The 18,016-nt window shown below is 56.8% G+C and carries 19 protein-coding genes; 16 read left to right on the top strand and 3 right to left on the bottom strand.

Features of this window, described 5'->3' with window-relative positions; genetic code table 11:
* Window positions 1-38: 38 nt before the first annotated feature.
* A complete protein-coding gene (gene nsrR, locus DPA2511_RS04040; protein ID WP_012764417.1) occupies window positions 39-464 on the bottom strand; it encodes a nitric oxide-sensing transcriptional repressor NsrR in 426 nt (141 codons plus the stop codon).
* Window positions 465-919: 455 nt separating this feature from the next.
* Here nsrR and DPA2511_RS04035 point away from each other — a divergent pair, with 455 nt between their 5' ends.
* The 10 genes from DPA2511_RS04035 (at window position 920) to codA (ending at window position 13,038) form a co-directional block, all read left to right on the top strand.
* The gene (locus DPA2511_RS04035) at window positions 920-2,509 is read left to right on the top strand and encodes a methyl-accepting chemotaxis protein (protein ID WP_012764416.1); all 1,590 of its coding nucleotides are present in this window, start codon (window positions 920-922) and stop codon (window positions 2,507-2,509) included.
* Window positions 2,510-2,887: 378 nt separating this feature from the next.
* Window positions 2,888-4,126 carry an MFS transporter gene (locus DPA2511_RS04030; RefSeq protein WP_012764415.1) on the top strand — a complete coding sequence of 413 codons (1,239 nt, stop codon included), beginning with the start codon at window positions 2,888-2,890 and terminating at the stop codon, window positions 4,124-4,126.
* Between the two features lie 479 nt (window positions 4,127-4,605).
* Window positions 4,606-4,818, top strand: a complete 213-nt coding sequence (locus tag DPA2511_RS21025; protein WP_012764414.1) for a hypothetical protein — start codon at window positions 4,606-4,608, stop codon at window positions 4,816-4,818.
* Between the two features lie 103 nt (window positions 4,819-4,921).
* Window positions 4,922-5,743 (top strand): radical SAM protein, encoded by an 822-nt coding sequence (locus tag DPA2511_RS22585; protein WP_023638157.1) that lies wholly within the window; start codon window positions 4,922-4,924, stop codon window positions 5,741-5,743.
* A 106-nt stretch (window positions 5,744-5,849) separates the two neighbouring features.
* Window positions 5,850-6,332: an SPASM domain-containing protein gene (locus tag DPA2511_RS04015; RefSeq protein ID WP_155961684.1), complete on the top strand. Its 483-nt coding sequence runs from the start codon at window positions 5,850-5,852 to the stop codon at window positions 6,330-6,332.
* A gap of 19 nt (window positions 6,333-6,351) precedes the next feature.
* Window positions 6,352-7,884, top strand: coding sequence for a radical SAM/SPASM domain-containing protein (locus DPA2511_RS04010; protein WP_012764412.1), 1,533 nt, complete (start codon window positions 6,352-6,354; stop codon window positions 7,882-7,884).
* A 195-nt stretch (window positions 7,885-8,079) separates the two neighbouring features.
* Window positions 8,080-8,988 (top strand): DMT family transporter, encoded by a 909-nt coding sequence (locus DPA2511_RS04005; RefSeq protein WP_012764411.1) that lies wholly within the window; start codon window positions 8,080-8,082, stop codon window positions 8,986-8,988.
* A gap of 275 nt (window positions 8,989-9,263) precedes the next feature.
* A complete protein-coding gene (gene codB / locus DPA2511_RS04000) occupies window positions 9,264-10,529 on the top strand; it encodes a cytosine permease (RefSeq protein ID WP_012764409.1) in 1,266 nt (421 codons plus the stop codon).
* Window positions 10,526-11,803 carry a PucR family transcriptional regulator gene (locus DPA2511_RS03995; protein ID WP_012764408.1) on the top strand — a complete coding sequence of 426 codons (1,278 nt, stop codon included), beginning with the start codon at window positions 10,526-10,528 and terminating at the stop codon, window positions 11,801-11,803. The genes codB and DPA2511_RS03995 overlap by 4 nt, the downstream gene beginning before the upstream one ends.
* Window positions 11,800-13,038: a cytosine deaminase gene (gene codA / locus DPA2511_RS03990; protein ID WP_012764407.1), complete on the top strand. Its 1,239-nt coding sequence runs from the start codon at window positions 11,800-11,802 to the stop codon at window positions 13,036-13,038. Before DPA2511_RS03995 ends, codA begins: the two co-directional genes overlap by 4 nt.
* On the opposite strand, the gene DPA2511_RS23330 is transcribed toward codA, so the two are convergent.
* Together DPA2511_RS23330 and DPA2511_RS03985 are read right to left on the bottom strand one after the other, a co-directional pair.
* Window positions 12,998-13,273, bottom strand: a complete 276-nt coding sequence (locus DPA2511_RS23330; protein WP_153247070.1) for a hypothetical protein — start codon at window positions 13,271-13,273, stop codon at window positions 12,998-13,000. The two genes, codA and DPA2511_RS23330, sit on opposite strands and share 41 nt — an antisense overlap.
* Window positions 13,274-13,339: 66 nt before the next feature.
* Window positions 13,340-14,380 (bottom strand): type IV pilus twitching motility protein PilT, encoded by a 1,041-nt coding sequence (locus DPA2511_RS03985; RefSeq protein ID WP_012764406.1) that lies wholly within the window; start codon window positions 14,378-14,380, stop codon window positions 13,340-13,342.
* A gap of 23 nt (window positions 14,381-14,403) precedes the next feature.
* On the opposite strand from DPA2511_RS03985, the gene DPA2511_RS03980 reads away from it, so the two are divergent.
* The 6 genes from DPA2511_RS03980 to DPA2511_RS23810 all read left to right on the top strand — a co-directional run.
* Window positions 14,404-15,129, top strand: coding sequence for a YggS family pyridoxal phosphate-dependent enzyme (locus tag DPA2511_RS03980; protein ID WP_012764405.1), 726 nt, complete (start codon window positions 14,404-14,406; stop codon window positions 15,127-15,129).
* A 27-nt stretch (window positions 15,130-15,156) separates the two neighbouring features.
* A complete protein-coding gene (gene proC, locus DPA2511_RS03975; protein WP_012764404.1) occupies window positions 15,157-15,975 on the top strand; it encodes a pyrroline-5-carboxylate reductase in 819 nt (272 codons plus the stop codon).
* Window positions 15,976-16,017: 42 nt separating this feature from the next.
* Entirely contained in the window at window positions 16,018-16,572 is a 555-nt protein-coding gene (locus DPA2511_RS03970) for a YggT family protein (protein ID WP_012764403.1), read from the top strand.
* The gene (gene yggU / locus DPA2511_RS03965) at window positions 16,569-16,868 is read left to right on the top strand and encodes a DUF167 family protein YggU (protein WP_012764402.1); all 300 of its coding nucleotides are present in this window, start codon (window positions 16,569-16,571) and stop codon (window positions 16,866-16,868) included. Before DPA2511_RS03970 ends, yggU begins: the two co-directional genes overlap by 4 nt.
* 103 nt (window positions 16,869-16,971) lie before the next feature.
* Complete coding sequence (gene rdgB / locus DPA2511_RS03960) at window positions 16,972-17,565, top strand: RdgB/HAM1 family non-canonical purine NTP pyrophosphatase (protein WP_012764401.1); 594 nt, start codon at window positions 16,972-16,974, stop codon at window positions 17,563-17,565.
* The coding region (locus DPA2511_RS23810; RefSeq protein ID WP_023638155.1) for a coproporphyrinogen-III oxidase family protein at window positions 17,558-18,016 on the top strand (459 nt) is incomplete at its 3' end. The genes rdgB and DPA2511_RS23810, both read left to right, overlap by 8 nt.

Raw genomic sequence — 18,016 nt, 5'->3', positions numbered from 1 at the left:
TTCCTCCGTTGTCATCGGCAGCGATGGCTGAATAACCGTCATTCAACCAAAAGTAATTGATAAAGCGGCGGATTTTCTTTAACCATATCGGCCAGCGTGTAGTTGTCCAGTTCCTGCAGGAATTGTTCCACCGCTTGACGCAGCACCTGCTTCAAACGACAGGCGGAGGTGATATGGCAAAATTCATGATTACAGTTGACCAGCGCCAGCGGTTCCAGCTCGCGCACCACGTCGCCAATACGAATCGTGGCCGGATCCCGCCCCAGACGAATACCGCCATTTTTGCCGCGTACCGCCATCACCAGGCCGGCTCGGCTCAGTTGATTGATGATTTTCACCATATGATTGCGCGACACGCCGTACACTTCCGTCACTTCCGTGATACTGGTCATCTTTCCGTCCGGCAGCGACGCCATATAAATCAGCGCCCGCAAACCATAATCCGTAAAGCTTGTTAACTGCACATGAACCTCTGGGTTGATTGCCGGGTCTCGCCCGGGTGGGGCCATCGCCCGTTATGAAAGAGATGGGCAACGGTAAATACCGCATCGCACCAGCCAGGCCGCCAGCCACACCTGGCGCCGCCGCTGCGGGCGATATTGTTCTGTGTTGATGATAAACCAGCGCTAAAGCGGGGATCTAATTTATTTCATTTAGAGGCGATATCATCTGCTTAACAAAGCGGAATTGCTGAAAAACAAACACCTTTTCTTACTTATGGATAAGAGAAATATGCTATTCACATCACAGTCCCATCTGTTACTTTTTCTAAAAAAAAGCATCCATCCGTTCGGCGCATCATGCGAAAGCACATGATGTGTTCAGTATCGACATCTACAGGAAGCAGGGCGACACGGCCATACGGTAGAGGTGCTATAACCGGGCAATTATCTTCTCTGACACACAGGATACAGGAACCATGCGTTTGAAAAATCTCTCAATTCGTACAGGTCTGCTGACTCTGCTGGCGGTTGTTACGCTGCTGCTTTTGCTGGTCAGTGGTGCAGGGATTCAGGCTATCAACAAAAGTCGGCAATCCCTGCTGGCGCTAAACCAGATTCAGGGCGAACAGCTTGGCGGCATGATGAATGGCTATAACCTCACGCTGCGCGCTAGGGCCTCAGCCACCCTGGCCGTCAGGAAAATCGAAATCGGCCTGTTGGATGTCGGCGCCAAAGAAACCGACAAACTGGCGCAATTCGTTCAACAATCGACCAAGGATATTCAGCAATTCGCCAGCATCACGCCCAGCAATCCGCAAGAGCAACAGCTCGTGGAGCAAGTACAGAAAAGCTACCAGGCTTATCTGGCTCAGGGGCTACAACCGATGACGGAAGCGCTGAAAAAACAGTACACCGACGAATACTACACCCTGCTTGAAAACAACCTGACCCCGCTCAGCGATGCTTTCGACAAATCCATCCAGAATTTCCGCACTTACTCGCAACAGCTCTCCGCCGAACGTATTACGGAAGCCAGCCGTAGCGAACGTATGATGCTGACGCTGATCGCCATCGCTTGCTTGCTGTCGCTGCTGCTGGTGGCGCTGGCTTGGGGCGCGTTGCGTCATATGTTGCTCAAACCGCTGGAAAAAGCCATCCAACAGTTGGAGCGGGTCGCTTCCGGCGATTTGACGCATCACATCGCCACAGACGGTAATAATGAACTGGGCCGCCTGAACGACGCGATTAGCCGCATGCAGGTCGCGCTGTTGGATTCCGTCGGGCAGGTACGCGACGCCAGCAATCAGATCGACCAGGGCAGCCGGGAACTGTTTGCCGGCAACCAACATCTGGCCGGCCGTACCGAAGAATCGGTTTCAGCGCTGGAGCAGACCGCCGCCAGCCTGGAAGAGCTGAGCACCACGGTCAAACGCAATACCGACAACGCCGAGCTGGCGCATCAGTTGACCAACAAGGTGTCGGATACTACCGATCGCGGCAATGAATCCGTCTGTTACGTGGTGGAAAAAATGCAGGAAATCGCCAACAGCGCCAAGCGCATCAGCGATATCCTCGGCGTCATCGACGGCATCGCGTTCCAGACCAACATTCTGGCGTTGAATGCGGCGGTGGAAGCCGCCCGGGCCGGCGAGCAAGGTAAAGGGTTTGCGGTCGTGGCCGGAGAGGTTCGCAACCTTGCGCAACACAGCGCGCAGGCCGCCAAAGAGATCCGCACATTGATTCTTGACTCTCAGACCCATGTCACCGAAGGGCTGGATTTGGCTTCTCGCGCCGGCGCTACCATGGACGAAGTGGCGACCGAAATCAGCCACATCACTACCTTGATGCAGGAAATTTTTTCGGCGTCGCAAGAGCAGCATCGCGGCATAGAACAGGTAAACCTCGCCTTCACGCAAATCGACAAAGCCGTACAGCAAAACGCATCGCTGGTCAGAGAATCCGCCAATACCACGCAATCGCTGGAAGAACAGTCACGCCAGTTGGTACAGGCGATGTCGATGTTCCGCATCGAACGCGATACCCCCTTGCTGCAACAGACGCACTAAACACGTTTTTCTCTTTCGACGGCGGCCCCAGCAGGCCGCTGTTTTTTTATCCGGCACATCATGGCCGAGTTTCTACGTTCGTAACTTCCGTAAATCAAGAAACGATCCCTCGCTATCCGCCAGCCAATATCCCCTTACAGATCCAATAACAGAGAATATGCCGGATATTTTCCCCATCACGCCTTAGAACCTATCCCCACAGGCTCTTATTACTCATGGTCATACCCCAACCCAGAATGGATAGCGCTTGACAATAATGGCAAACAAGCGCATTTATTTTAATAACCATATTTAAATTGTGGTTATTAAAATAATAATTAATAAAGCAATTATTTCAAAGTAGTAAATCGTCGACAGGAAAGAGATAGGGTCAATACTATGAATCAGGCAAGTACAGTGCCGCCGACTATTTGGAAAACATTTAACGAAGGCAAATTATCATCAAAAGTGTTGCTTTTTGGCGTGCTGATTAATCGGTTATCAGGTTTTCTGCAAATATTCATTGTTATTTTTCTCATGGCTCATGGATATACCCACGAGCAAACCATTACCGCGTTGGCATTTTATGGAGGCGGCGCCATTCTCGGCGCATTGGCGGGCGGATATCTGAGCGAAAAACTGGGAATTCGCGTGGCTGTTACTATCAGTATGAGCGCGACGGCTATTCTTACCGCATCGTTACTGTATATTTCCACTTTCTGGTTGTTATTATTTTTTGTCACATTATCAAGTCTGAGCGCTCAGTTATTCAGGCCGGCATCCGCGACATTATTATCCCGTCAAACACCGCCGGAACAGCAGACCATGATTTTCGCCATTTATCGTCTTGGCATTAATCTGGGCACGACATTCGCCCCCGCATTGGGGTATTTTATTTATCATCTCAGCAACAATAGCTTTATTTATCTTTTCTGGATTGAAGCCGTCATCGCCGGGTTATATGCCCTGCTGGCATTTCTGACGCTTCCCGACAGCCGCCAGAGCGAGCACGAAAAAGAAACAGCGGATAACCGGCCGGGAAACGGCTACAAGGAAATACGTAAAGACCGCCGTTTTATGTTCTATTTATTCGCAACGCTGTGTCATGCCATCGTCTATGTCCAATACACATCCACATTGCCGCTCTTTATCGAAGACGTACACTACCCTATTTACTGGTATACGTTGGCGATTTCATTAAACAGCATCATTGTTATTTCATTCGAACTATTACTCACCAAATATACGCAACAGTATGCGCAACATATTGTCATCGCCGTAGGGTTTATTCTGGTGGGACTTGGCGTGGCCTGTTATGCCTTACCCATCGGCCCGGCGGCCGTCATTATCGGTACCGTCATCTGGTCAATTGGGGAGATTATCTGCGGCCCCGCCTTCAGCGCCTGGCCCGCCAATGCCGGGCCCGACCGGTTGAAAGCCCATTATGTTGGGAGCTGTCATTTTATGTTCAACGCAGGCAGCGTTATCGGCCCGCTGGTGGGCGGTTGGCTTTATCTCCATATGGGAATGTTGATCTGGCCGATCATTTCTTTCGCTTCCGTCATCGCGGCCGTTACCTGCTGGCAGTGCTGCTCGCCCAGGGAACCGCGTCAGACAACCGCCAGCGCCGTAGAATAGACAAACCTTTGCCGGCGTTTTTCGCCAGCCGGACAACATAGGAAAATCAGCGCCTGTAAGCACGATGCACAGGCGCCAGGCTGCGGTGCGCCGACATAATCTCAGCCGCCCACTGCCCGTCGTCACATAGACAAAATAATACCGGCCAAACAATCACGGTATTCGCTCGCCTGTTTTTCGAACTGTGTTATAGCAGGCTAAAACATGAAAAGGAGGATAGACATTTTCTTAATGCATTCGAGTAAAAATCGCAAACATGACTTTATACCCAAAATAATTCGAGTTGCAGGACAACACGCTCGCGTGTTGAACAACGCCACGCGTTGGCCCTTTAGGGCAAGGCTCGTAAGAGCCTCGTAACGCGGCAAGAGAGCGAATCCCGATGCGCTTACTCAGGTAAGTGATTCGGGTGAGCAAACGCCGCCAACGCAGCTGCAACGTGAAGTATGACGGGTATATTTAACCAAAAGGAAAATACCATGAAAGCAAATGCACTTTCTTTATTAAAAGACACAGACAATAAACAACTGTCCACCCATTACAACACCGGTAATCCCGGCAATCTTTCCACTACGATTGGCGGTACTATCGGCGGTACAATTGGTGGAACGATTGGCGGTACTATCGGTGGAACGATTGGTGGAACGATCGGCGGTACTATCGGTGGAACGATCGGCGGCACCATAATGTAATTACGCAAGGCAAGACAGCGGTCAATGAATGGCCGCTGTCTATCCCCTATTCCCTTCAACAATACGCCTCGAAGGGAGACACTATTTCAATGTGGAGCCGAATATGAATAGCCGCCAGGCAACTGTAGAAAAAATAAATGGGGAGAAACTCTCGCCCTCACAATATCTTTCTATCCAGCCGCATCAGGGTTATTACGTCGTTTATAACAAACTACTGGGAAATTTTTCCGTATTATCACAACAAGCTTATGAATACCTATGCCGTAATAACATCGACAATAATGAAAACACGCCATTAATCCAGCAATTGAAAGAAAGATTCTTTCTATTACCTGACAATATAGACGAAAGAGATATTATCAATAATGAAATCAGGTATCGAAAAGAGCACCTCGACAGTGGGTACCTGGTGAATGGTTTGCAACTGGTACTGACGAATGACTGTAACTTCAAATGTACCTATTGCTTCGCTAATGAAAGAAATAATGACCAGGCATCATCCTGTGCTCAAAAGCCTCAACGCATGACCAAAGAAATTGCCTTTCTCGCCGTCGAAAATATTATTTCAGTCATCAAACGGAACCATAATACCCATCTAACCATTGAGTTTTTTGGCGGAGAACCATTGCTGAACTGGGAAATTATTGAAGCCGTATTAGATAAATATCGCTCTGGCGAGGATTGGGGCGTCAATATTCACTATATGATCACCACTAATGGTTCTCTGATCAGCGAAAAAATCGCAAAAACGCTGAAAACATACGGCGTACACACGGTGCTCAGTTACGATACGCCGGGAAATCACCATCGCCTGACGACAAAAAATACACCGGCAGAGGAATTAATCCTGCGAGGTCTCAGCAATCTCAAAAAAACACAACAATGCGGTCAGCATCAATTCGGTTATTTCCCATACCAATATTGACCAGTTCGATGCGGATGCCCTGCTTGAATTTGCGGCCTATTATCACATTGGAACGTTGGCGCTTATTCTGGACCTGTCAAGCTACCCCTATGACGACGCCGTCATCATGAAACGCATTACCGACGCGATCCTTTATACCTGCATACAGGCAAGAAAATACGCCATTAATATTACCGGCTACTGGCACCAAATTTTTGAACAGATAACCGACATTCGCCCCATCAATCTCACCAAGGGTTATAAAACCTGTCCGGCGGAAGGATGCAAAATCAGCGTAGAACCCGACGGCGCCATTTCGAATTGCAAATGCGTCGATACCAAAATAGGCACCATCAACGATCTGGATGCGGTGTTTACATCAGAGCGTTACCAGCTCTACGCCATGAAGGCTTATATCACCACGCCGTTCTGCGAAGGATGCGAAATAGAGGGGTTCTGTTCAGGGTTGTGTATGGGCACGCTCGATCTGGAATTCAACAATATTTCCGCCGTCATTCCGACCACATGCCAGTTATATCGTGGCCTGACACGACAGCTTTTAGCCGAACACCTGACCCATTATCGGGAAGAAGATTATCTCCACATCTGAACAGGAAAAGGATGGTTTCATGAGCGAGTCATGGATATTGGATAACGAAAACCTCAGAACGCTAAAACATAAATCCGGCTACCTTGTCTATCATCGGCAAAAAGGTGGGCTTTGTCTGCTGAATGACAACGCGCTCCACTACCTGCAGGAATACCGGCAGGAAAAAAGCCCCCCCCGCGACGAAATGCCCAACGCCGCCAACCGAAACGCGCTGTTTCACGAATTCTTCAAGCGTTCCTTTGTCACTTTAGCCAATGCACCGGCAGCCCCCTGTAGCCAGAGACCGGCGGATATGGCTGAAAACGATCAGTTAGAAAACGATCAGTTAGAAAACAATCAATTAGAAAACGATCAGTTAGAAAACAATCAATTAGAAAACGATCAATTAGAAAACAACCAATTAACAAACAATCACGTAAAAATCGTTCAGTTGGTAGTGACCAATGACTGCAACTTCAGTTGCAGCTACTGTTTCGAAAACCGACGAGATCCGCAGAACGAACGCCCGGCAAACCATCAGGACGAAGTGCACGTACTGCGGAACGATGAATATCGTGAGAAAAAAAACCGCGTAATGACGCCGCAGGATGCCGTCCATTACATCAAAACCACTATCGATTTTCTGAAAAGCGAACACCAGTCCGTGCTGATGATCCAATTCTTCGGCGGCGAGCCGCTGGTTAACTGGAAAGCGATCGACGCCGTGCTGACCACCTTCGGCAACGGTCAGGAGTGGGGGATCCCCATTTACTATTCTATCGTGACCAACGGCTCGCGGGTGAACCAGCAGATTGCCGCCCGGCTGGCGCAGTATCAGGTTGCCGTCTGCGTCAGCTTCGACTCGCCGACCAGCACCGACCGGGTGTTTAAAAACGGAAAAAACGCCAGAGACAACATCGTCGCAGGGATACAACTACTGGTGCAGCATCGCAATCGGATTGCCATTAATGCCACGCTGTCGGACAGCAACTGGGACGACCTGAATGAAGATATGGTGGCCTTCGTCGCCGGCCTTGGGGTTCACGAAATCGGCGTAGTGCTGGAGCTGGATCCGGATTTTTATGTGCGCCATAGCGCGGAACAGATTACGGAACAGCTGTGGCGCTTAATCGAAGCGGGAAAAAAACACCGGGTCGTTATTACCGGGTACTGGCACCAAATCAGCCAACTGATGGTGCAGATCAATAATGTCGCGCAACGCGGATTTAAAATGTGTTCGGCCAAAGGCGCGCAGTTCAGCATCGAACCCAACGGTTCCATCTATTCCTGCAAAGGCGCATCGGGGTATTTCGGAAAAATCAGCGACGGGTTGTCCAGCGTCATCCACGGTGAGAATTACCGCAAGCACGCCGCGCTCGGATTAAACAATCCGGCGCCTTGTCGAGGCTGTGGCATCGAACATTTCTGTTCCGGTATCTGTCTGGGCACGCTGGAAAAGAAATACCACGATATCGACAGCATCGAACCCGATGCCTGCGGCGTGTATCGGGGCATCACGCAACGCATTTTGTCCCATTACGACGCACAGGATATTCCCTGCTTCTATCTGTAGCGCGTACCGATAACCAGAGGGCGCCGCATCGCCCTCCACCGCGAGAGCGCCCGACGTCAAGCCGGGCTGTGGCGCTACCGGAACGGAACACGGCCCGGAGTATAAAATGCGATGCCGGTCGGACGCCGCGGTGGTTTAACGAATGGCCGTCGGCTGCCGTTATTCGGGGAACACAGTCAATCAAGGATATTCAGGATGCATACCACACAGGGAAACCCGATTGCAGGCCACCTGCTGGCGCTCTTTTCGGTCATCGTCTGGGGCTGGACATTTATCTCCACCCGGATCCTGCTTGATGGGTTGGATCCCTACCAAATTCTGCTTTACCGCTGCCTGATCGCCTGGCTGGTACTGTCGCTGTTGCGTTTCCCCCACCCCCGCTCAGCGCTGAATCCGCGACACGAAGGGCTCTACTTCCTCGCCAGCCTGTGCGGCGTCTCGCTCTATTTCGTCTGTGAAAACATCGCGCTCACTAAAACCTACGCCAGCAACGCCGCGCTGATCGTCACCGTTTCTCCGCTGCTCTCGGTGCTGTTCAATGCACTGATTTTCCGGCGACAGCGGCTATCGCTCGTCACCCTGTCGGGACTCGTACTGTCGTTTGCCGGCGTGGCGCTGGTGATCACCAACGGCGCGCTGAACATTCACCTCAGCCCGGCGGGAGACGCGCTGGCTCTGCTGGCCGCCCTGTCCTGGGCGTTCTTCCCGCTGGTACTGAGACAAATCGACGACGGCGCCCACCCGGTGGTAAAAACCCGCAAAATCTTCCGCTACAGTATCCTTACCGTGGCGCTGTTCATGTGGTCTCGGGACATGCCGCTGTTCAACCCGCACGCCTTCGCCGCCATCAATCTGTGCAACCTGCTGTTCCTCGGCGTCATCGCCTCGGCGCTTTGCTATTTGTCATGGGATCGCGCGGTGGTCAACCTCGGCGTGCGGAAAACCATGGCCTACATGTATCTGGTGCCGTTCGTCACGGTACTGTCCGGCCATCTGCTGCTGCGGGAAACCATCACGCCGCTGATGCTGGGCGGCGGGCTGCTGATTCTCGCCGGGCTCTACCTCAACAATCGCCAGCAGGCGGGCGCATCTTCCGCCGGATGACGAACCGGCGCCAGTTCCCCCGATGCTCATCGTCTTGCGCGCTTACCGTCCTCGTCGGGCATGCGCGATAACGGAAGATCATTTCGGTGCATTGCACAGCAACACGCACAATCACAGAGCACCCGATGGCGTTTTATCGCAAAAAACTGTGCATACTGCCCACATACACCTGTTCGCGTTGCCCGCTTTTTTCGTCGCAAAAACTGGCATGTTCCTTGCGATTCCTCCCGCACATTCTGTTTCCCCCACGGGGACACTATCCAGAGGAAGCGTCAATGTCGTCACAAAATGAATTCCCCCTGAGCGAAGCCCCGCAAGAAGGCCGCAAAGGACTGTTATCCATCTCCATGGTGCTGTTCAGCTTTACCTTTTTCACCGGCACCATGTTCGCCGGCGGCAAACTGGGCGTCGCCTTTCCCATCACGGAAATGCTGTGGATCGCCGTCGTCGGCAACCTGCTGCTGGCGCTGTATGCCGCCTCACTGGGGCTGATCGCTGCGCGCAGCGGCCTGAACTCGGTGCTGATGGGGCGGTTCTGTTTCGGCGAGGCGGGCAGCAAGCTGTCTGATTTTCTGCTCGGATTCGCCGAACTGGGCTGGTACGCCTGGGGCACCGCCACGCTGGCCATCTCGCTGGTCAAATTGCTGTCGCTGCCCGAGGGCATGACCGTTCCGCTGATGGTGCTGTTCGGTCTGGGTTTCTCGATTACCGCGCTGGTGGGCTACCACGGGCTGGACGTACTGTCCCGCGTATCGGTACCACTGATGTTCGTCATGCTGGCGCTCTCCATGTGGATCGCCACCCGCGACGGCGGCGGCTGGCAGGGCATGGCTCACATTGCGCCCACCCAAACGCTGGGCTGGTCGGCGGCCATCACCATGGTGTTCGGCACGTTCGCCAGCGGCGCGACACAGGCCACCAACTGGACACGCATGGCGCGCAGCGGCCGGATCGCCGTCTGGGCCAGCCTCATCAGTTTCCTGGGCGGCAACGGCCTGATGATTATCGCCGGCGCCTGGTGCGCGGTGGTTTACCAACAGGCGGACATCGTCGCGGTGATGATGCTGCAAGGGTTGTCGGTCGCGGCCGTCGTCATGCTGTGCCTCAATCTGTGGACGATTCAGGGGCCGACTATCTACAACGTTTCCGCCGCGGCCTGCCACCTGCTGCGCATCGAGCGTCGTCGCACCCTGACGCTGGCGGGCGCCGTGGTCGGTATTCTGCTGGCGGTCGGCGGCATGTATGAATGGCTGATTCCGTTTCTGGTACTGCTGGGTTCCATCATCCCGCCTATCGGCGGCGTGATCATGGCGGATTACTGGTTCCGTCATCGCGGCCGCTATCCGGCGTTGCAACACGCCAGACTGCCGCGTTTTAACGTCCCCGGCCTGACGTCTTACGCCGTCGGCGCGCTGCTGGCTTATCTTTCCCCCTGGGTTGCGCCGCTGGTCGGCATCGCCAGCGCGGCGCTCTGCTACATCGTGCTGGTCGCGCTCGCCCGGCGTGTATCGGCAGGCGATGCCGCCGGAGCGGCGTCATGAATCTGACCGTCGGTGAAATCCTGACGCTGAACGGCCTGGCAGAGCTGCGGCTGCGTGCCGGCGCACAGGGCGTACATCGCCCGGTGCGCTGGTACTACGTGGCGGAAAACGAAGGGATCGCCGAATGGATCATGGGCGGCGAATTGGTGTTTGTCACCGGCATCAACCACCCACGCGACGAAGCTAACCTGCACCGCCTGCTGGCGGAAGGGCATCAACGCGGTATCGCCGGTATGGTGATCCTGACCGGTAAGGAGTTCATTCATGCCATTCCCGACGCCTTGCTGGCGCAGGCGGAAATGTGGGGCATCCCGCTGATTGAACAGCCTTATTCGTTAAAAATGGTCATCGTCACCCAGCTTATCGGCACCGAGCTGGTACAACGGGAAACCGCGCTCCGCTCACGTCGGGAAATTCTGATTCAGTTGCTGACCGGCGAGTACCCGGATATCGACATTCTGCACCAGCGTACCCGGCACCTGCGGCTGTCGCTGGAGACACCGCGCCGCATTGCGGCACTGAGACTGACCAATATGCAGGCGCTGTTTGCCGCCAGTGCGCCGGACGATGCCGAACAGCAATTGCAGGCGCTGCGCCAGCGCTTGCAACAATATCTGGAAGAGCAGTTGTCCACACTGGCCGACAGCCTGCCGCTGATCCAGCTCGGCGAACTGTACATTCTGCTGCTGCCCTGTGACCGGGACGATGCCCGCCAGACCAATACCTGGCTGCTGCAACTGCGTCAGCACATTCAGGCCGACTTGTCGCCGCTGACGCTGTTCATCGGGCTGTCCGCCATACAGACTGCCGCCGGCCACTATCGCCAGGGGCTGACCGAAGCGCGCCGGGCGCTGGAGGTGGCGGCCGGCATGCGTCCGGACAAAGGGTTATGCGACTACAGCGAACTGGGCGTACTGCAACTGCTGACCGCCGTCGGCGATCCGCTGCTGGTCAACCGCTTTATGAAAGACACGCTGGGCGCGCTGATGGAGCATGGCCGCAAACACCCGGCCATGTTGATTGAAACGCTGGACGCGGTATTGCAGGAGAACGGCAACCTGATCAAAGCCGCCGAACGGCTGGATATCCACCGCAATACACTGCACCAGCGTTTGCAACGCATCGAACAATTGACCGGACATACGCTGGGCGACCCCCAGTTTCGCCTGAATGCGTCCGTCGCCTTGCTGATTTGGCGCATGTCTGGCGTCCCTACCCCGGCAGCCGTCCCCGTTAATCAGGGGCGTACCGCCAACCAACAGGAGTCATTATGAACATTATTAATGCGGCGCTGCGCCGCCGGAACGGACTGTACACCCTGCGGTTACAGGATGGGATTATCGCCGCCATCGAACCGCAAAACGGCATGCTTCACGCCGCGCCCGAGGTTATCGACGCCGCCGGACAACTGGCGATCCCGCCGCTGGTGGAGCCGCATATTCACCTGGATGCCACGCTGACCGCCGGGGAACCGGAATGGAACATGAGTGGCACGCTGTTCGAAGGCATCGAACGCTGGAGCCAGCGCAAGGCCACCATCACCCATGAAGACACCAAACAGCGGGCGCACGCCGCCATCGCCATGCTGCGGGATCACGGCATCCAGCATGTGCGCACCCATGTCGACGTCACCGACCCAACATTGGCGGCGCTGCAAGCGCTGTTGGAAGTCAAAGAGGAAGCAAAATCCCTGATCGACTTACAGATCGTCGCCTTCCCGCAGGAGGGGATCGAATCCTTCACCAACGGGCGTCAGTTGATGGAACGCGCCATCGAGATGGGTGCGGACGTGGTGGGCGGCATCCCCCATTTTGAAAATACCCGCGAGCAGGGCGTCAGCTCGGTGAAGTTTCTGATGGACTTGGCCGAGCGTACCGGCTGTCTGGTGGATGTGCACTGCGACGAAACCGACGATCCCCAATCCCGTTTTCTGGAAGTGCTGGCGGAAGAAGCCCGCGTGCGAAATATGGGCGCCCGAGTCACCGCCAGCCATACCGTGGCGATGGGTTCTTACGACAATGCTTACTGTTCGAAGCTGTTCCGGTTGCTGCGCCGCTCCGGCATCAGCTTCGTCTCCTGCCCCACCGAAAGCATTCATTTGCAGGGACGCTTCGACACCTTTCCCAAACGACGCGGCGTCACCCGCGTGGCGGAGCTGGATCGCGCCGGTATGAATGTCTGCTTCGGCCAGGACTCCATCCGCGACCCGTGGTACCCGCTGGGCAACGGCAACATTCTGCGGGTACTGGACGCCGGGCTGCACATCTGCCACATGATGGGCTACCAGGATCTGCAACGCAGCCTGGATTTTGTCACCGACAACAGCGCCCGTGCGCTGAACCTCGGCGATCGTTATGGCATTGCCGTCGGCCGCCCCGCCAATCTGCTGATTCTGGACGCGGAAAACGACTACGAAGCCGTGCGCCGTCAGGCGAAGGCGCGCCTGTCGATCCGGCATGGCAACATCATCATGCAGCGCACGCCAGAGCAATTTCACTATCCGGCATAGTGCTATCTGGCGTAGCACGTTCCGGCGTAGCACTTTCCGCATCGCGCGTTGGTCTGGCGCTGCCGGCATAGCCCAGGCCCGCTGCGCCGCGTCGGTCTGGCATAGCGATAGCCAACCCCCCCGGCGTCACCACCGCGACGGGCCAACCCCGCGGACGCCGTTGCCAAACGTGGCGCATGGCTTCGGTGACGAGCTTCGCCGCCCCCTGAGCACCGCCATGCGCGTAGCTCGGCAAGCCCGGATGTTCACGCTGTGACGCGGCGGACGACAGCCCACGACACGCACGATGGCGGGCGGATGCTCAAGGCGCCGCGATTGCCGACAGCGCCGGGAAAACCTCGCCATCTTCCGGCAACAGCCCTTCCCGGCAGCGCTGCCGGTAACTCTGCTCAAAGGTTTGCATACCCGTCGCACTCCCGGTTTGCAGTATGCCGGGCAACTGGTGCGTTTTCCCTTCGCGGATCAGGTTGCTCACCGCCGCAGAGGCCAGCAATACCTCGAACAACGCAACCCGCCCCCCACGCAGCCCCGGCAGCAGCCGTTGCGCCACCACCGCCTGTAGGCTGGCGGCCAACTGCGCCCGCACGAACGCCTTTTCCTCCGCCGGAAACACATCCACTAGCCGGTCCACCGCCTGCACCGCACTGCGGGTATGCAGCGTCGCCAACACCAGATGGCCGGTTTCCGCTGCGGTTAATGCCAACCGGATAGTGGCGCTATCCCGTAGCTCTCCCAGCAGTAATACGTCCGGGTCTTCACGCAATGCGGCGCGCAGAGCGCTGGCGAAATCGTCGCAGTGTTGACCGACCTCCCGCTGTTGAATCAGACAGCGCTGGCTGACATGCAGATACTCGATCGGATCTTCCAGCGTCAGAATGTGCCGCGCGTCATGCTGGTTGAGCGCCGACACCATCGCCGCCAGCGTGGTGGATTTGCCGCTGCCGGTGGCGCCTGTGACCAGAATCAGCCCATCGCGCCGTTGCGCCAGCGTTGCCACCACCGCAGGCGCGCCGAGCATGGGCAAATCCGGCGCCGTCTGCGGGATCAGACGCAGCGCCGCCGACAAACCATGACGCTGCCGAAACAGATTGAGCCGCAACCGCGTGCCGTCCGGCAAGGTCAAGGCGCAGTCCGCCTGGCCGTGCCGCGCCAGCGCCCGCCAATGCCTGGCTTCCAGCCACTGCCGACACCAGTCTTCCAACGACGCGCTGCGTACACACTCCTGATGCGGAGCGCTGACTAATTGTCCGTCGATGCGCATTACCGGCGGATGACCGCTGCACAGGTGCAGATCGGAAGCATTCTGTTTTACACTAGCGCACACCCATTCACTCACATCCATATGAAGTGACCTCCTGAATCACTATGACTACAAGTACAGTCCCGCAAAACCTACAGGACGTGCGGCAGAAAATCTCGGCGGCGGCGGAACGCTGCGGGCGCGCGCCAGAAGAAATTACGCTGCTTGCCGTCAGCAAAACCAAACCTGTGACGGCGATCGAAGATGCCATCGCCGCCGGCCAGCGTGCCTTTGGGGAAAATTACGTGCAGGAAGGCGTGGAAAAAATTCTGTATTTCCGCCAGACGCACCAGGACATCGCGCTGGAATGGCACTTTATCGGGCCGTTGCAGTCGAACAAAAGTCGTCCGGTGGCGGAGCACTTCGACTGGTGCCACACCATTGACCGGCTGCGCATCGCCCAGCGGTTGAGCGAGCAGCGCCCGGATACACTGCCGCCGCTGAATGTACTGTTGCAAATTAATATCAGCCGGGAAGAGAGCAAATCCGGTATTCTGCCTGACGAGCTACCGGCGTTGGCCGCCAGCGTCGCCGCCCTGCCCAACCTGCGGCTGCGCGGTCTGATGGCGATTCCGGCGCCGGAAGCGGATCACCAACGGCAGTTGGCGGTTTTCCGCCGCATGTACGACCTTTTTCAGCAGTTGCAGGCTGACCACGCGCATGTCGACACCCTCTCCATGGGAATGACCGACGATATGGCCGCCGCCATTGAGGCAGGCAGCACGCTGGTACGCATCGGCACCGCCATCTTCGGCGCGCGCGATTACGGGGCAACGGCCCGCAACGCTTGATTACCAACCAACCACTGCGAGAGATCGATGGAACACCGTAACATTGCCTTTATTGGCGCAGGCAACATGGCGCAGGCCATCATCGCCGGACTGATCGACGGCGGCTATCCTGCGGATAACCTCAGTGTCAGCGCCCCCACGCCGGCCCGCCGCGACGCGCTGGCTCAGCGTTATGGCATTACCGGCAGCGCAGACAACGTCGGCTGCGCCCAACGCGCCGACGTTATCGTGCTGGCGGTCAAACCGCAGCTGATGGCGGACGTATGCGCAGACCTGGCGCGCCAGGTGGATTTCAGCGGCAAACTGGTGCTGTCCATCGCCGCCGGGGTCAATCTGGCGCGGTTTCACCAGTTGCTGGGAGACGCACAGATAATACGCATTATGCCGAACACACCGTCGCTGGTCGGCGTCGGCATGAGCGGCATGTACGCGCCGGACGGTATCGACGCGGCCGATCGCCGCTTCGCCGCCGACCTGATGAGCAGCGTCGGCAAAATTTGCTGGGTACAAGAAGAAGCGCACATCAACGGCATTATCGCCGCGGCAGGCAGCGCGCCGGCCTATTTTTTCCTGTTTATGGAAGCCATGCAGCAGGAAGCGTTGCGCCAGGGGTTCGATGCAGAAACCGCACGCCTGCTGGTGCAGCAGTCCGCCAGCGGCGCTGCGGCGCTGGTCGCCGCCAGCCCGGATACGCCGCTGCCCACCCTGCGGGAGAACGTTACCTCTAAGGGCGGCACCACCGCCGCCGCCCTGCGGGTGTTCAACGAACGCCGGTTGACCGACACCGTAGCGGAAGCCATGCAGGCCGCCGTTGCGCGTGCGCAGGAAATGGAATCGCTGTTCTGATTGCCGACCGACATCATTGACCCATAAGGAACTGTTGCCGTTATGCTTACCCTGACTTTTCTGGCCAAAACGCTGATTGACCTCTATGTGATGGTGCTGCTGCTGCGTATCTGGATGCAGTGGGCCCGCAGCGATTTTTACAACCCGCTGGCGCAATTCGTGGTCAAGCTGACCCAGCCGGTGGTGATACCGCTGCGCCGGATCATTCCGTCGCTGGGGCCCATCGACAGCGCATCGCTGTTGCTGGCGTTCCTGCTCACCACGCTGAAATACCCGCTGTTGTTGCTGATTCAGGTGGGCGCGCTGGCGCTCAGCCCAATCAACCTGCTGGTAGGGCTGCTGGTGCTGATCAAATCCGCCGGTTATCTGGTGTTCTGGGTCATCATCGTGCGTTCGCTGATGAGTTGGATCAGCCAAGGCCGCAGCCCGGTGGACTATATGCTCTACCAGTTGACTGAACCGCTGATGAGCCCGGTGCGCCGCATTTTGCCTTCCACCGGCGGGCTGGATTTCTCGCCGATGGTGGTGATTCTGCTGCTCTATCTGCTGAATTACCTCGGCATGGATCTGTTTCCGGAGCTGTGGTTCCAGCTGTGAGTGCCGTCAGCCGCGATGAAGACGCGCTGGTGATCCGGTTGTACATTCAGCCGAAAGCCAGCCGCGACCAGATAGTCGGGTTGCATGGCAACGACGAAGTGAAAGTCGCCATCACCGCGCCGCCGGTAGACGGGCAGGCCAATGCCCATCTGATCCAATTTATGGCCAAACAATTCCGCGTAGCCAAAAGCCGGGTGACTATCGAAAAAGGGGAGCTTGGGCGGCATAAACAGCTTAGAATCCACTCCCCGCAGGCGATTCCAGCGGCTATCGCGGCGTTATTGCCCGATCGATAACGCGCTCCATTGCGACGGCGGTTCCGCCGTCGCCATTTGATGACTTCACCCGCCTTTTCCGACGTCCTCCGCCCGACGGAGGGTTACAACAACAGGAGCAGTAATGCAAAAACTCGTTTTAGCCACCGGTAACGCCGGTAAAGTGCGTGAGCTGGCCGGTCTGCTGGCCGACTTCGGCTTCGACGTCGTCGCCCAGACCGCGCTGAACGTGGACAATGCCGAAGAAACCGGCCTGACCTTTATCGAAAACGCCATCCTGAAAGCCCGTCACGCCGCCCGAAAAACCGGGTTGCCCGCCATCGCCGACGACTCCGGACTGGCGGTGGACGCACTCGGCGGCGCGCCGGGCATCTACTCCGCCCGCTATGCCGGCCACGACGCCACCGACCGTCAGAATCTGGAGAAGCTGCTGCAGGCACTGGAAAATGTGCCGGATGAACAGCGCCGGGCCAGCTTCCATTGCGTGCTGGTTTATCTGCGTCACGCCGACGACCCGACGCCGCTGGTCTGCCACGGCCGCTGGCAGGGCATGATTACCCGTGCGCCGGCAGGCGAAGGCGGGTTCGGTTACGATCCGATCTTTCAGGTACCGTCGCTCGGGAAGACCGCCGCTCAACTGAGCCGCGAGGAAAAGCACGCCCACTCCCACCGCGGGCAGGCGCTGCGTCTGCTGCTGGACGCGCTGCACCATGCTTAAGCTGCCGCCGCTCAGCCTGTATATCCACATCCCGTGGTGCATACAGAAATGCCCCTACTGCGATTTCAACTCGCACGCCCTGAAAGGGGATGTGCCGCATGATGAGTATGTCTCGCACCTACTTGCGGATCTGGACGCCGATCTGCCGTTGGCCGGTCATCGCCCGCTGCACAGCATCTTCATCGGCGGCGGCACGCCGAGCCTGCTCAGCGCCGAAGCCATGCAACGCCTGCTGGACGGCGTGCGGGCGCGGTTGCCGTTGGAGGACGACGCCGAGACCACCATGGAGGCCAACCCCGGCACGGTGGAAGCCGATCGTTTCAACGGCTACCAGCAGGCGGGCGTCAACCGCATCTCTATTGGCGTGCAGAGCTTCAGCGCAGAAAAACTGACCCGCCTCGGGCGCATCCACGGCCCGGAGGAGGCTAAACGCGCCGCGCAGTTGGCGGCC

Source organism: Musicola paradisiaca NCPPB 2511 (assembly GCF_000400505.1).
In the GTDB taxonomy this organism is placed as follows: Bacteria; Pseudomonadota; Gammaproteobacteria; order Enterobacterales; family Enterobacteriaceae; genus Musicola; species Musicola paradisiaca.
Note: the sequence above shows the minus strand (reverse complement) of the source record. Positions and strands in the feature narration are given on the sequence as shown.